We start from the raw sequence: 13,984 nt of genomic DNA, 5'->3' as shown, positions 1-13,984 counted from the left end.
AGTGGCGCTCAACAAGAGTGCGGTTTATTAAGCGCGTTTGTTGAGTATCTGAGTAAGGTAGGAAAGCCCTAACAGAAGCGATTCTGTTAGGGCTTTTTTTGTTTATTGCTTGATGAGTCGACCAGAACCTAGACTTTCTCTACCGAATTACGGCGTACCAGAGTTGGAGAGAACATCATTGGTTCAGTTGAGGTGTTTTCACCTTTGGCTAAGTGCAACGCGAGTCGTGTCGCTTTCTCTGCCATCATCTGAATCGGGTAGCGAATAGTGGTGAGCTTTGGATGAACATAGCGGGCAATCAAACCATCATCGAAACCGATGATCGACATTTTGTCTGGCGCTTGAATACCGTTTTCATCAAGGACAGACAAAGCACCAGCTGCCATGTAATCGTTGTACGCCACAATGCCAGTGATTGGCAGTGACTTAGTCAGAAGGTTAGTCATGGCGTATTCGCCACCGTCACTGGTCGGCGCTGAGTATTCAATATAGCTGTCAGAGAGCGCTATTTTGTAATCTGAGAGTGCCGCTAAGTAACCTTGGATACGCTCATCGGCATCTTCAATGCTATGCGATGAGGCGATACAGGCAATGTTCTTATGGCCATGGCGGATCAGATATTCCGTCGCAAGATACGCACCTTTTTTGTTGTCTAAGAAAATACAGTGGTTGGCAATCTCAGCAATATAACGGTTGATCAGTACTAAGCCTTTGACCTCTTTTGCATAGGCAATCAGTTCTTCGTCGGTGAGGCCTTTAGAGTGGATCACCAGGGCGTCACAACGGCTGTTAATCAGCAATTCAATCGCTTGTCTCTCTTCTTCACGATCGTGCGAGCCATTACCGACAAGGATATGTTTTCCGTTCTCACGAGCGACATTATCGACAGCCTTAACCAGCGTGCCAAAAAAAGGATCGGAGATATCACCAACCAACACACCGACGGTATTGGTGCTCTGGCTTACCAGCGCGCGAGCATTGGCATTCGGGCGATAGCCGAGTTTAGACATCGCTTTGGTGACGGATTCAATTGAGTTCGCACTTGCCTTCGGAGACTTATTTACGACTCGAGATACGGTTGCAACAGAAACACCAGCTTCCCTTGCGACATCTTTAATTGTTGCCATTTTTAACCTCTATACATTGCTGCATCTATTTAACACCGACAATGAGTGCAAGGCAACGAAACTCTCATTTTACTTCCAGTAATGAGATCTTTACCGCTTGTAATTATTAGGCTTAATGCTAGTGTAAACATTTACATTTTACTTAATTTTAGTAAATAATTTAATGAGTAAAAATAAATCAATATAGGAAGTGAGAAATGGATACTGTCTCTTATGGTGACTTTGCTAAGTTAGAAATGCGTGTCGGTAAGATCATTGAGGTTGTGCGTCATGAAAACGCAGACAAGCTTTACATCGTGCAAGTGGATATCGGTGAGAAGACGCTACAAACGGTGACCAGCCTAGTGCCTTACTACACCGAAGAAGAGTTGATGGGTAAGCAGGTTGTTGTTTTGTGTAATCTAGCGAAGGCGAAGATGAGAGGCCACACTTCTGAGTGCATGTTGTTATGTGCCGAAACGGAAGATGAATCTGAAAGTGTATTGCTGACCCCGGAACGTGCGATGCCTGCAGGTATTCGTGTCGTTTAAGATCGCTTTAGGTTGGTGAGTCAATGTGTTCACCAACCTAAATCAACTAGCTGCGAACAGTCAGTATCAAGCCATCAATCACACTGTGGTGGTGATCTGAAACCCCAGCAAGATTGCCGTATTTAGGCTGGTGGCGATCATTTTCTAATGGGTGATGCCAACCTTGTGTGTGTTGAACAAAGTGCGCCGCAAAGCTTTCAGACACTTCTAAACATCCTGCTAATACCGTATCGACATAGGTTTGAACAATAGGGCTGTTTTCGCAAGGTGCTTGAATCTCGTCTTTGATGTAAACCCAGATCGATTGATCCTGTTTAAACTCATTTTGGCTTTCTATCTGAGAGGCCTTTAATTCGATTCGGTGATAACCACGCTCACGGCGATCAAACTCAGTCAGCGCAATATCATCCACCTCAAGTAAAACTCCATTCACTTGTCCCTCACCGAGATTGACGATCAAAGGGGATAAGACATAGCTGTCATCGATCTTGCTCCAATGGCGAATCAAGCCATGAACAATCGCAGGGATCGCTTGCCCTGTCTGACCGGTAAGCTGACGTGAAGATGAGTTGATTAAACTGCCATAACCAAAAATATACATCGCATTCCTTGTCTGAGTTGTTCCATTTAAGTCTAGTCTTACTATATGTGGCGAGATACCAAAAGTCAGTAAGTTTCTATTTATACATGCATGTGTCTTTATGACTCTTTTGGTTGTGTTTTTTTGACTTATTTATTGGCTATTGAATCTCGTGAGTCGCTGTTTTTACTGGTTTTATCTAATTGGCGCGTTTCATGCAATGTGATCTGCATATTGCATCGGATTTGATGCACACAAAATTTGGTTTAGGTAATACCTTGGCCGCTTATCTGAGAATTAGGAGCGAGTTTGTTAAATATCACAGATAAAAGTGTAGAAGACGCGATTCCAGCCTACCTGCGTTTAGGCTTTCGACCTTTCTTCTTTTTAGGCAGTCTCTATGCAGTAATCGCGATTGTCGCTTGGGTCATCATGTTCCAAAACGGTCAGCCTGAGATTTTAAAAGTTCCCGCACTGTGGTGGCACGTGCATGAGATGCTGTTTGGTTTCTCAATGGCGATAGTGGTCGGTTTTGTGTTAACGGCAGTACAAACGTGGACGGGTGTCAATGGCACCAAGCATTATCGATTAGCTGCGCTAGTCGGTTTGTGGCTCGCACCTCGTATTCTGTTTTGGACACCCGCTCCGTTATGGCTGATCTCGTCGGTTGAGGCGCTGTTCTTAATCTTCGCCGCCTACGAAATTGGTTTCCGAGTCGTGAAGTCGAAAGGCTGGAAGAATCTATTCTTTGTGCCACTGTTTATATTGGCTATCGTGGCGAACTTTGCTAGTTACGCGACCATTAAGGGGATGCCTCCATTCCCATCGTCTGCAGTTTGGCAGGCTATGTTGTGGTGGTTTACCTTGCTGTTATCAGTGATGGGTGGGCGAGTGCTCCCATTCTTTACAGCGCGTCGTTTTGATTTCGAAAAAGCGCAGCCCTTGGTTTGGTTGGAATGGTTAGCCAATCTACCTTTGGTTGGCTTATTTGTGTTGAGCTTCTTCCCATTGGCCTTTGCTCAAGTCGGCAATGAGTTGATGGTATTTGCAGGTGTGACACAGTTGGTGCGCTTTATCCGCTGGAAGCCTTGGACAACACTATCAGAACCCTTGGTGTGGTCGCTGCATGCGGCTTACCTATGTATCCCTCTCAGCTTGCTGTTACGCGGTTTGCTAGATAACCCGTTCGCGAGCCATAACATGCTGCACCTGTTTGCGATTGGCGGTTTGAGTGGGTTAATTCTGGCGATGATCACGCGCGTGACAATGGGACATACTGGCCGTGCTATCTATAAAGGGCCAAGTATGGCTTTGGCGTTCTCGGCTATATTTATCGCGGCACTCGTTCGTAGTTTAGGTGTGACATTCTTCCCGGCGTATTTATTTGAGATGGTCAATATCAGCGCGGGTTTATGGACGTTAGCGTTCGGTCTATTTATCTGGAAATTTGGGATGATGCTGTTAACGCCAAGAGTGGATGGTCACCCGGGCTAAGCCAATTAGTTATCTATTGATATAGATAGGGAAGCTCAGAGCTTCCCTTTTTGATCTTGATAACTCATTAAGTACTCGCAGCAAGGTATTGGCGTACCTGTGTGATGAGATCTTCCTTGGCGTGAGGCGAGATAAAACTGGCTTCGATGGCATTAATACTGAACTGCGCCAATTCGTTTTTGGTCACTGGGTGAGCATTGGCGACGGCGAGGAAGTTATCATTCATATAGCCGCCGAAGTAAGCCGGATCATCGGAATTGATGGTGACGCACAGCCCTTTTCTCAGCAACTCGACGATGTTGTGCTCTTGCATGGTCTCAAACACCTTGAGCTTGGTATTCGACAGCGGGCAGACGGTCAGTGGTGTACGTTTTGCTATTAGCTGTTCCATCAACTCTTCATCTTCTACACAGCGAACGCCATGATCAATTCGGGTAATGCCTAGCAAGCTCAGTGCGTCGCTAATATTTTGTGCTGGGCCTTCTTCTCCGGCGTGCGCGACAGTCAGAAAGCCTTGGTTGATCGCTTCTTGGAATACATGTTTAAACTTCTCTGGTGGATTGCCCTGTTCTGATGAATCTAACCCAACGGCAATGATCTTATCTTTATAAGGAAGGGCTTGTTTGAGTGTTTCAAAAGCGCTGTCTTCATCGAGATGACGCAGAAAGCACATGATCAGTTGGCTGCTGATACCAAGCTCTTGCTCCACTTGATTCAAAGCTCGAGTAATCCCGCCAACGATGACTTCAAAGTCAATGCCGCGTTCAGTGTGAGTCTGAGGGTCGAAGAAGATCTCAGTATGAACCACATTATCTTGCTGACACTTCAACAGATAAGCCCACGTCAGGTCGTAGAAATCTTGTTCATGAATCAGTACGTTTGCACCTTGGTAATAGATATCGAGAAAGGATTGAAGATTGTGGAACTGGTACGCGTCTCGAACTTGGTCTGGGGTCTCAAAGGGAATCGACAGGTTATTACGCTTGGCGAGTTGGAACATCAGCTCTGGCTCTAATGTGCCTTCTATATGTAAGTGCAGCTCAACTTTGGGTAAATTTTTGATGAAGCTATCCATAGCAACTCCTTAGCTATTTTAATTATGAGCGGAGTAGGTGAGACAGTAGAGTCTATAAACCTGAGCAAGCAGGTATCTCTTTCATTTATCTCTGTTTGATCATAGTTCATTTCATTGTTATCGATAAAATAGGATAGAAGTTGATGGTGAACCGAGAGTTATGAACCGATTGAAATTAGGCGCAAACGATTTGCAGCATTGGAGTGTGATCCGCTGCAAATATTTGCAGCAATATTCATTGATTTGTGCTCTAATACCGCGCTTACCAAGGGATGGTGTTAAAAGATGCTCACTTAGATGGAGTTATCAAAGTTGACCGATCCCTTAATGATCTCCCTTAGGAAAAAATAGAACATGTCTAAGAACAAAAAATTTGATATCCGCCTTACAGAAAAACGCAACGGTTGGTGTGCAGAGATTACTCGTCAAGTAACGTCTCGCAGCACTACAGTATCTAAGCGTGAGTCTGGTTTCGAAACTGAAGCTCTAGCACAAGAGTGGGCAGAGAAAGAGCTAGCATCTTTCATCGCTAACCAAGCTGAACGTAACGAGCGTAAATCAGAGCAACGTAAAGAGCGTGACGAACTACGTCACACTAAAGAGCTTAAAGCTGAGCAAGCACGTGAAGCGCGCGCTAAAGCTCGTGCAGAAGAGCAACAAGACGCTGAATAATTCAGTGCATGACTAATTTATAGATCACTTAATTTTAAGATAAGGGATTTGTGAAAAAAAAGCCCCGATACAACTTTTTTCTTTCGAGTTAAAAGTGTTTTGGGGCTTTTTAGTTTGTGGAGTTCTGTTTTATTGTGTTTAAGAGCTCGGTTTGGCTTCTCGCTTTTAACGTCGAGCTCTTAAACTGTTAAGCATTGTCTGATCAGTTATTCAGTGCAGTTAGCCAATCGTCTTCTGCCACTTCTTCAATGTAGCTTTCTACTGATTGTCCTACTTCTTCATCGTCTTGCTTGAAGTAAGCGATGTGGAACACAGCATCACCTTCGTTGACCAAAGGCAGAGTTTGCTGACCAATCACGATACCGCCTTTGGTTGTGATCACTTGGCCTTCTTGGTGACCCAATGGAGAGCTGATGTAAGCAAGGGTTTGTCCTGCTTCAACCTGTTCGCCAAGTCTTACCATGTTACGCAAAATACCGTCTGATTCAGCGCGGATCCAGCTGGTGGATTTACTCAATACTGGCTCTGGTAACTTCTTACGGTTAGGGCGCAGCATGCCGATTTCTTTCATCACTTGATGCACGCCAAGGTAACCCGCACGAATCGCGAGGTGATCAAAACGCAGCGCTTCACCACCTTCGTAAGTTAATACAGGAATACCCAGTTTTTCCGCTTCGCTACGCAGTGAACCGTCGCGCAGTGGAGAATCAATAATCACGGGTGTTGCGAACGCTTTTGCGATGCGCAGTGTCTCAGGGTTCGATAGGTTTGCACGAATCTGTGGCAGATTGGTACGGTGAATCGCGCCCGTGTGTAGATCCAGAATGTAATCACAGTGCTTTGCCACGTTCTCAAAGAAGGTGTAAGCGATACGTGATGTTAACGATCCTTTCTCACTGCCAGGGAAGCAACGGTTTAGGTCACGACGGTCTGGTAGGTAACGAGATTTATGGATAAAGCCAAATACGTTAACGATAGGCACAACAATTAATGTCCCTTTCAGTTTCTTTGGATCAATCGCATTGGTCAGTTGTCGTGCAATCTCAACACCGTTTAGCTCATCGCCGTGGATAGCCGCATTTACCATCAGTGTTGGGCCTGCTTGGCGACCGTGAATAATTTCAATCGGGATCGAAAGTGGAGAATGCGTGTAAAGCTGAGCCGCTTGCAGTTCAATCTCCATTCGCTGTCCTGGCTGAACAGTATAACCAAGTAATTCGAATGGTTGATTAGGTTTTAGTCTTGCCATTTAGGTTGTTCTCAACATGGTGATAATTCGTTAACACGGAATGTAGCAATCGTTGATTTTTAGTACGAATCAATCGCTTTACGGTGACGACAAAAGTTTTTTATGAAGGGGCTTCTGAATTGGTTTCAGTTTTTTATCTGGCTAATTGAAGGGTGTTTAAAATTTTGAATTTTATGACAATACATTAACTTAGAGCTGATATTTGTCATTCAGTTCGTTGGTATTATCCACCGCCATTTTTTGGCGGCCAAATTCAAATATTGAGATCAAAATGAAAAAAACAATTTCAAAAGTTGTAGCACTAGCGGTGGTATCTGTTGCTTTATCTGGCTGTGTTGGTAGCAACGCAGTAACGGGTTACCTAATGAAGTTCAACATCAAGGCTGTTGATAACCGTTACGCTCGTGGTGGTTTGAACATGCTACTTGCACCTGCATACGGTCTAACAGTTGCTGCCGATTACATAGTATTCAACTCACTAGAGTTCTGGACTGGTAGCAACCCACTAACAGGTGCTCCGCACATCTTTGATACTAAGACTGATACTTACCTAGACATCAACCACCAACTTGATCCGTCTCTAACGGAAGCGCCAGTGGGTCCTATCACGAGTGCAGATGTGATCGAAAAAGGTCAAATGCAGCAGATTGATGAAAACACGATCCAAATGGACATTACTTACCAGTCTGGTGAGCGTGCGACGTTAATCGGTGTTCGTGATGGCGAGATGGTGACGTACTTCATCGATGGCGAAGTTGTGGCACAAACTTCAATTGATGAGCTAGAAAGCTACGCGGCTTCACGCGCTTAATTGTTTATTTAGTCACAAGTAGTAGCTACAAAGATTAGATACAAAAACAGGTACTCATTGAGTACCTGTTTTATTTTGTCTCAGATAAACGGTGTTTACTGTAAAACACCATTTACTGAACAAACATAGCTTATCGAATTAAGCTTTTTCTGGGATCGCTTCAAGCAATGCAACCATTTGGTTCCAGAATAGCTCAACGGTGTCGATCTTCACTTTCTCATCAGGAGAGTGCGGAAACTTGATGGTTGGGCCGAAAGAAACCATATCCATGTTCGGGTAAGGTTCTTTGAATAGACCACACTCAAGACCAGCATGGATAACCATGATGTTTGGCTTGTGACCGTAGATACCTTCGTACATGTCACGGAAGATATGCATGATTTCTGAATCTGCGTCTGGTTTCCAACCTGGGTAAGCACCAGAGAACGCGATGTTAGCGCCTGCTAGTTCAGCAACAGAGTGAAGCATGCTTTCTACTTGGCTACGACCTGAATCGATAAGAGAGCGGATCAGGCAAAGTACTGTGATTGAGTTCTCTTCTGTTGTGATAACACCTACGTTTAGAGACGTTTCCACAACACCTTCAATCTCGTCACTCATACGAATCACGCCGTTTGGACATGCGTTAAGTGCCGCGATAAAGCGAGCTTGGTCTGCTGACGCAAGTGCGCCCATTTCTACAGAAGCTTCTTCATTGAAAGTCACGATGCTGTCTTCTACTTTACCTAGCTCTGTTGAAAGCAGCTCAGTGTAGTAGTTGTATAGTGAAGCCAGTTTTTCTTGGTTTGCCGCAGGAACAGCAACCGTTACGAAACCTTCACGAGGGATCGCGTTACGAAGGCTACCACCTTTGAATTCGACGATGCGAAGGTCTAGCTCTTTTGCGTGACCCGCTAGGAAGCGAGCAAGCAGTTTGTTTGCGTTTGCACGACCTGTGTGGATGTCACAACCAGAGTGACCGCCTTTTAGGCCTTTTAGCGTTAGCTTACGTGTTACGAAGTCAGCTGGAATCGCATTACGAGCAATTTCAAATGTCATTGCGCCGTCGATACCGCCAGCACAACCCATGTACACTTCGCCTTCTTGCTCTGAATCGGTGTTAAGAAGGATATCGCCTTCTAACCAACCCGCTTCAAGACCGAAAGCACCAGTCATGCCTGCTTCTTCATCTACTGTTAGTAGAACTTCGATAGGGCCGTGCTGGATTTCGTTTGAAGCAAGAACCGCTAGGCAAGAAGCCATGCCCATGCCGTTATCAGCGCCAAGCGTTGTGCCTTTAGCTGTAACCCACTCACCATCAATGTATGGTTGAATTGGATCTTTAGCAAAGTCATGAACTGTGTCTTCGTTCTTTTGTGGAACCATATCGATGTGAGCTTGTAGCACTACACCTTTTTTGTTTTCCATACCCGCCGTTGCTGGCTTTTTGATGAATACGTTACCCGTTGGGTCACGACGTACATCTAGGCCTTGCTCTGTTGCCCAAGCAATAATGTATTGAGCAAGCTCTTCTTCATGCTTAGAAGGGTGTGGGATTGAGCAAATCTTATCGAAGAACTGCCAGATAGGGGTAGGGGATAATTTACTGATCTCAGAATGGAATTCAGACACGGATGACTCCTTTTTTATTTAATAACCATATATTTAGGTTTTGCATGGGGGAAAACCTAGAACAAAAATCTAAAATATGGGTCTGTTTTGATGGCAACAGCATACCACTTGAGCGTTTTGACGAGTAGCGGTTCTAAACCTCAAATAGCTCAAATTTTGAAAGCGATCTTGTCCATCTGATCACAGCTAAGCGCCTTGATGCTTATAAATGGAGCAGGCAAACGTTTGTTTAATTCTATTTTGTAATTTTATTACAAAATAAGTTTGCAAAATAACCGCAAATGGCCAAAAATGTGACGTATAGCAAAAAATACTTGTAATCTTTTTTCTTTAGGGTATATTAATAACCAACTTCTGAGATGAAGAGTAAATGCTCAAAGGATGAGTCCGTTTTATCGCCTCCAAGGAACCGAGAAATCAAATTCGTTTTTTATTGATTTATTAAGGTGATAGTTATGAAAGGTTTACCATCTGCAATGTTCTGGATTAACAGCTCTGTTTACACTAGCAACTTTGCATACCCTACAAGCTTTGGTTACTAATACCGTAAGCATGTAACTCGAACAGTTTTGTTCACCCCTATATATTGGAATTCTTTTACAGCCCTTTTGGTTGACAGATTCTACCGCCACTCAGTTTTGAGTGGCGTTTTTTTTGCCTGCTACTTTTCCAAACCGCTTTCGCTTGTCACTTTCCTTGCTGTTCTGCGTGGTTGTTTTTTAAACGCCGAAATATCAATTTGCGCCTTATTACTGATCCTGTTGAAAAATACATAACTATTGTGAGTTTGAATTCAGAATTTACTGGCTAGATTATCAATGAAAATAACCGATGGTAGAAAAAACAACCAACTAGTTTTAGTGAGTCTATTGTTGTTAATTGTTTGTTTTTAATGGTTATTTATCGGTGATATCTTCATTTTTAATCGCTTTGTTTCATACGGCATTCTGATAAATATCGATTAGAGCCTTAATTCTATCTGGAATTTGTTATTTGATAACTTTATAATCCACAGCCAATCGATTACGCAACCGTTTACTTTTTACCCTTATAGGATTCGATAATGTTCGAAAAGCTATTCAAACTCAGTGAAAATGGCACCAATGTGCGCACTGAAATCATCGCAGGTCTAACAACCTTCCTAACAATGGCTTACATCATTTTTGTAAACCCAATGATTCTAGCTGATGCTGGTATGGACCATGGCGCTGTATTTGTAGCAACCTGTTTAGCGGCTGCTATTGGCTGTTTCATCATGGGCTTTGTTGCTAACTACCCAATTGCTCAAGCTCCAGGCATGGGTTTGAACGCATTCTTTACCTACGCTGTTGTAATGGGTATGGGTTATACGTGGCAAGTTGCTCTGGCAGCGGTTTTCGTATCAGGCGTAATCTTCATCTTCTTAAGCATCTTTAAGATCCGTGAATGGATTATCAACTCGATCCCTATGTCTCTGCGTGTTGGTATCTCTGCAGGTATCGGTCTTTTCCTAGCGTTTATTGCGCTTAGCAATGCAGGCATCGTTGTTTCTAACCCAGCAACTAAAGTCTCACTGGGCGACATTACCGCGATTGCTCCTATCCTAGGCTCACTTGGTTTCTTCCTAACGATTGCTCTTGTTCACCGTGGCGTGAAAGGGGCAGTAATGATTGCGATTCTAGCTATCACAGCTCTTGGCATTGTTATTGGTGACGTTCAATACGGCGGCATCATGTCTACACCACCAAGCCTTGCTCCTACATTCATGCAGCTTGATTTCTCTGCTGTATTTGAAATCGGTATGATTTCAGTGGTATTCGCGTTCTTGTTCGTCGATTTGTTCGATACAGCGGGTACTCTGGTTGGTGTTGCAACGAAAGCAAACCTAATCAAAGAAGACGGCAAACTACCGCGCTTGAACAAAGCACTGCTTGCTGACTCTACAGCAACATCTATTGGTGCATTGCTAGGTACATCAAACACAACTTCTTATGTTGAGAGTGTTGCGGGTGTTGCTGAAGGCGGTCGTACCGGTCTAACTGCTGTTGTTGTTGGTATCTTATTCCTACTGGCTCTTTTCTTCTCGCCACTTGCAGGTATGATTCCGGCTTACGCAACATCAGGTGCACTTTTCTATGTAGCAATTCTGATGATGTCTGGCCTAGTTGGCATTGATTGGCGTGATCTTACGGAAGCCGCACCAGTCGTGGTAACATGTCTGCTTATGCCGCTGACGTACTCTATCGCTGAGGGTATCTCACTAGGTTTCATCGCTTACGCTGCAATTAAGCTGCTAAGTGGTAAAGGTCGCGACGTTTCACCTGCTGTGTGGGTAATGTCGGCTATCTTTATTCTTAAATACATTTTCGCTTAATCGTCTAGATTTCTGCTTAATCGCTGAAGAGGCTATGTTTGAAATAGCCTCTAATAACATGACAAAATTATTAGGTTTTATACTATGAGCAACAAATTCGTTATCACTTGGGACAACATGCAGACTTACTGCCGTCAACTTGCTGAAAAGCAAATGCCAGCAGAGCAGTGGAAAGGCATCTGGGCAGTAAGCCGTGGTGGTTTGGTTCCTGGTGCAATCTTGGCTCGTGAGCTAGGTATTCGTCACGTAGATACGATTTGTATTTCTAGCTACGACCACGATCACCAACGTGATATGACAGTAGTTAAAGCACCTGAAGGTGACGGCGAAGGCTTCCTAATCGTTGAAGACTTGGTTGATAGTGGTGACACTGCACGTAAGCTTCGCGAAATGTACCCTAAAGCGAAACTGATCGCTGTATGTGCAAAACCATCTGGCGCTGATTTGCTAGACGAGTACATTGTTGATATCGCTCAAGACACATGGATTGAGCAACCTTGGGATACTAGCCTAAGCTACGTAGAGCCAGTAAATCGCAAGTCAAAATAAGCGTAAACTTAGTTTTTTGAGAAATGACCCTTTATAGGGTCATTTTTTTTTATATTATTAGTGACAACCATTTCTTATTAAGTATCCCAATGTCTGAACCAGAAGAAACGAGCTCGAACCTTTCGGAAACTTTGTTTGTAAAGCACAAGCAAGCGAAAGAGACCTCAATGTTGACACAATACATGCCAAGCTCTGAAGCGCTATTGGATGAGAAACGTGAACAGCAAAACTCATCATGGTATCGAAACCTAAGACGTCTTCAGTGGGTATGGCAAGGCGTTAATCCAATAGAGCAGGAAGCGGTATTGGCTCGCATCGCGTCATCAGATAACTCTCGTACAACCGATGAGTGGCTTGATACGGTCATGGGTTACCGAAGTGGTAACTGGGCATACGAATGGACCAAGCTGGGTATGCAGCATCAAAATCGTTCTAATGAGAAGAATGGTGAAGAGATGGCTGAAGAGCTATTTTCCGCATCGTTGTGCTTCAGTATTGCGGGTTACCCACACCTCAAGAACGACAACTTGGCAGCTCAGGCTCAAGTGTTGGCCAACGCAGCGTATTCTGAAGCGATCAAGCACACTAAGTTGATCGTCAAGCAGATTGATATTCCATACCAAAACAAGAAGATCAAAGCGAACTTGCATCTAACCAAGACAGATAAACCACAACCGGTTGTGATTGTCAGCGCGGGTCTAGATAGCTTGCAAACCGATATGTGGCGCCTGTTTAGGGATTATTTAGCACCTAAGAACATTGCTATGTTAACGGTAGACATGCCATCAATAGGGCACAGTGCACATTGGCCGTTAACAGAAGACTCATCTTGTCTTCACCAAGCAGTGCTGAATGAATTGCCTAACATCCCATGGGTCGATCACCACAAAGTCGGCTTGTTTGGTTTCCGCTTCGGTGGCAATGCGATGGTGAGATTATCTTTCCTCGAGCAACATAAGATTAAAGCGTGTATTTCTTTAGGCGCGCCAATTCACGATATCTTTGTTCATGCAGATAAACTTAAGCAGATGCCTAAAATGCATCTAGATGTGTTGGCTTCGCGCCTTGGTAAAGGGGCGGTCGATATCAATAGCCTTTCTGGGCAGTTGATGGCGTGGTCACTCAAGGTACAAGGTTTGCTGTCAAACAGTAAAACCAGTGTTCCTATCTTGGCATTGGCTCTGGAAGGCGACCCGGTTTCACCGCCAATGGATAATCAACTGGTTGCTATTTACAGTGATTACGGAAAAGCGAAGAAAATCAAAGCTAAGTCAATTACACAAGGTTATGAGCAATCCCTCGAATTGGCGATAAAGTGGCTTGAGGATGAATTATTTAGATGACATTTCTCCTAAATTAGTTAAGCATGAAAAATGTACAAACTAAGTACCTGATACTCAGAGGTCATTTATAAAATCCAAATGCGTAGTTTCTACGTATAACAGTCTGAGTAACGTCATTCTTAACATTGAAAATGGAGATTCAATATGTCAGAAGTGACACAACAACCTACGCATTACCGCTTGTTGAATGTTTTAAAGGCGATCGGGCCTTACTTAAGGGAACCGCAATCAGAAGAAGGCCACTATATCTTTGATTGCTTGTCTGTATGTGTGAACGATAAAAAATCACCAGAAGAACGCGAGTTCTGGGGCTGGTGGCTGGAATTGGATAAGTCGGAAAAGGGATATTCGGCGAAGTACAATATCGGCAAGTACAACATCGATGGTAACTGGGATTCTTTGCCGTTACCTAAAAAGGCGGTCGCTGAGGTCTCTCGAACTCAAGAAGCCTTCCACAAGAAATTGGTTGATGAACTTCAAAGTAAGTTTGAAATCAGTATCCAATTAGACGAAGAGTCTGTCGAATTCGTCTAATTTTAAAGGTTACTCTTCTATATAAAGCAAAAAGGTGCGATTTCGCACCTTTTCTG

General features: G+C 43.9%; 13 protein-coding genes. 8 read left to right on the top strand and 5 right to left on the bottom strand.

Annotation, left to right across the window (positions count from 1 at the left end; genetic code table 11):
* Positions 1-128: 128 nt before the first annotated feature.
* A complete protein-coding gene (locus AB4375_RS12030; protein ID WP_372051668.1) occupies positions 129-1,127 on the bottom strand; it encodes a substrate-binding domain-containing protein in 999 nt (332 codons plus the stop codon).
* Positions 1,128-1,324: 197 nt separating this feature from the next.
* Between AB4375_RS12030 and AB4375_RS12025 the strand changes: the two genes are divergently transcribed.
* Positions 1,325-1,657, top strand: coding sequence for a tRNA-binding protein (locus AB4375_RS12025; protein ID WP_004734420.1), 333 nt, complete (start codon positions 1,325-1,327; stop codon positions 1,655-1,657).
* 46 nt (positions 1,658-1,703) lie between these two features.
* Here AB4375_RS12025 and AB4375_RS12020 read toward each other — a convergent pair whose 3' ends face one another.
* A complete protein-coding gene (locus AB4375_RS12020; protein WP_372051667.1) occupies positions 1,704-2,258 on the bottom strand; it encodes a gamma-glutamylcyclotransferase family protein in 555 nt (184 codons plus the stop codon).
* 288 nt (positions 2,259-2,546) lie between these two features.
* On the opposite strand from AB4375_RS12020, the gene AB4375_RS12015 reads away from it, so the two are divergent.
* The gene (locus tag AB4375_RS12015; RefSeq protein WP_372051665.1) at positions 2,547-3,731 is read left to right on the top strand and encodes an NnrS family protein; all 1,185 of its coding nucleotides are present in this window, start codon (positions 2,547-2,549) and stop codon (positions 3,729-3,731) included.
* Between the two features lie 67 nt (positions 3,732-3,798).
* Here the strand turns inward: AB4375_RS12015 and AB4375_RS12010 are convergent, their stop codons facing one another.
* Complete coding sequence (locus tag AB4375_RS12010; protein ID WP_017069510.1) at positions 3,799-4,806, bottom strand: adenosine deaminase; 1,008 nt, start codon at positions 4,804-4,806, stop codon at positions 3,799-3,801.
* 354 nt (positions 4,807-5,160) lie between these two features.
* On the opposite strand from AB4375_RS12010, the gene AB4375_RS12005 reads away from it, so the two are divergent.
* Positions 5,161-5,478: a DUF3622 domain-containing protein gene (locus AB4375_RS12005; RefSeq protein ID WP_017069509.1), complete on the top strand. Its 318-nt coding sequence runs from the start codon at positions 5,161-5,163 to the stop codon at positions 5,476-5,478.
* A gap of 202 nt (positions 5,479-5,680) precedes the next feature.
* Here the strand turns inward: AB4375_RS12005 and AB4375_RS12000 are convergent, their stop codons facing one another.
* A complete protein-coding gene (locus AB4375_RS12000) occupies positions 5,681-6,727 on the bottom strand; it encodes a succinylglutamate desuccinylase/aspartoacylase family protein (RefSeq protein ID WP_017060792.1) in 1,047 nt (348 codons plus the stop codon).
* 271 nt (positions 6,728-6,998) lie between these two features.
* Here AB4375_RS12000 and AB4375_RS11995 point away from each other — a divergent pair, with 271 nt between their 5' ends.
* On the top strand, positions 6,999-7,538 hold the full coding sequence (locus tag AB4375_RS11995) for a DUF3332 family protein (RefSeq protein ID WP_372051664.1): 540 nt from the start codon (positions 6,999-7,001) through the stop codon (positions 7,536-7,538).
* Between the two features lie 138 nt (positions 7,539-7,676).
* Here AB4375_RS11995 and AB4375_RS11990 read toward each other — a convergent pair whose 3' ends face one another.
* Complete coding sequence (locus AB4375_RS11990) at positions 7,677-9,149, bottom strand: aminoacyl-histidine dipeptidase (RefSeq protein WP_017069507.1); 1,473 nt, start codon at positions 9,147-9,149, stop codon at positions 7,677-7,679.
* A 1,063-nt stretch (positions 9,150-10,212) separates the two neighbouring features.
* On the opposite strand from AB4375_RS11990, the gene AB4375_RS11985 reads away from it, so the two are divergent.
* From AB4375_RS11985 to crl, 4 genes are all read left to right on the top strand, one after another.
* Entirely contained in the window at positions 10,213-11,502 is a 1,290-nt protein-coding gene (locus tag AB4375_RS11985; protein WP_017060789.1) for an NCS2 family permease, read from the top strand.
* Positions 11,503-11,586: 84 nt separating this feature from the next.
* The gene (tet(34), locus tag AB4375_RS11980; RefSeq protein WP_009847475.1) at positions 11,587-12,051 is read left to right on the top strand and encodes an oxytetracycline resistance phosphoribosyltransferase domain-containing protein Tet(34); all 465 of its coding nucleotides are present in this window, start codon (positions 11,587-11,589) and stop codon (positions 12,049-12,051) included.
* An 89-nt stretch (positions 12,052-12,140) separates the two neighbouring features.
* The gene (gene frsA, locus AB4375_RS11975) at positions 12,141-13,394 is read left to right on the top strand and encodes an esterase FrsA (RefSeq protein ID WP_017060788.1); all 1,254 of its coding nucleotides are present in this window, start codon (positions 12,141-12,143) and stop codon (positions 13,392-13,394) included.
* Positions 13,395-13,538: 144 nt separating this feature from the next.
* The gene (crl, locus tag AB4375_RS11970) at positions 13,539-13,928 is read left to right on the top strand and encodes a sigma factor-binding protein Crl (protein WP_136978120.1); all 390 of its coding nucleotides are present in this window, start codon (positions 13,539-13,541) and stop codon (positions 13,926-13,928) included.
* The last annotated feature ends 56 nt before the right edge of the window (positions 13,929-13,984 follow it).

It is taken from the genome of Vibrio sp. 10N.261.51.C6, from assembly GCF_041471785.1.
GTDB classification, from domain to species: domain Bacteria; phylum Pseudomonadota; class Gammaproteobacteria; order Enterobacterales; family Vibrionaceae; genus Vibrio; species Vibrio crassostreae_C.
The sequence above is the reverse complement of the archived record's forward strand: the minus strand, read 5'-3'. Positions and strand labels throughout refer to the sequence as shown.

Excerpts from the sequence above, each read along its gene's own strand:
- AB4375_RS12030 (WP_372051668.1), bottom strand. The coding sequence starts at position 1,127 with ATGGCAACAATTAAAGATGTCGCAAGGGAAGCTGGTGTTTCTGTTGCA.
- AB4375_RS12025 (WP_004734420.1), top strand. The coding sequence starts at position 1,325 with ATGGATACTGTCTCTTATGGTGACTTTGCTAAGTTAGAAATGCGTGTC.
- AB4375_RS12020 (WP_372051667.1), bottom strand. The coding sequence starts at position 2,258 with ATGTATATTTTTGGTTATGGCAGTTTAATCAACTCATCTTCACGTCAG.
- AB4375_RS12010 (WP_017069510.1), bottom strand. The coding sequence starts at position 4,806 with ATGGATAGCTTCATCAAAAATTTACCCAAAGTTGAGCTGCACTTACAT.
- AB4375_RS12005 (WP_017069509.1), top strand. The coding sequence starts at position 5,161 with ATGTCTAAGAACAAAAAATTTGATATCCGCCTTACAGAAAAACGCAAC.
- AB4375_RS12000 (WP_017060792.1), bottom strand. The coding sequence starts at position 6,727 with ATGGCAAGACTAAAACCTAATCAACCATTCGAATTACTTGGTTATACT.
- AB4375_RS11995 (WP_372051664.1), top strand. The coding sequence starts at position 6,999 with ATGAAAAAAACAATTTCAAAAGTTGTAGCACTAGCGGTGGTATCTGTT.
- AB4375_RS11985 (WP_017060789.1), top strand. The coding sequence starts at position 10,213 with ATGTTCGAAAAGCTATTCAAACTCAGTGAAAATGGCACCAATGTGCGC.
- frsA (WP_017060788.1), top strand. The coding sequence starts at position 12,141 with ATGTCTGAACCAGAAGAAACGAGCTCGAACCTTTCGGAAACTTTGTTT.
- crl (WP_136978120.1), top strand. The coding sequence starts at position 13,539 with ATGTCAGAAGTGACACAACAACCTACGCATTACCGCTTGTTGAATGTT.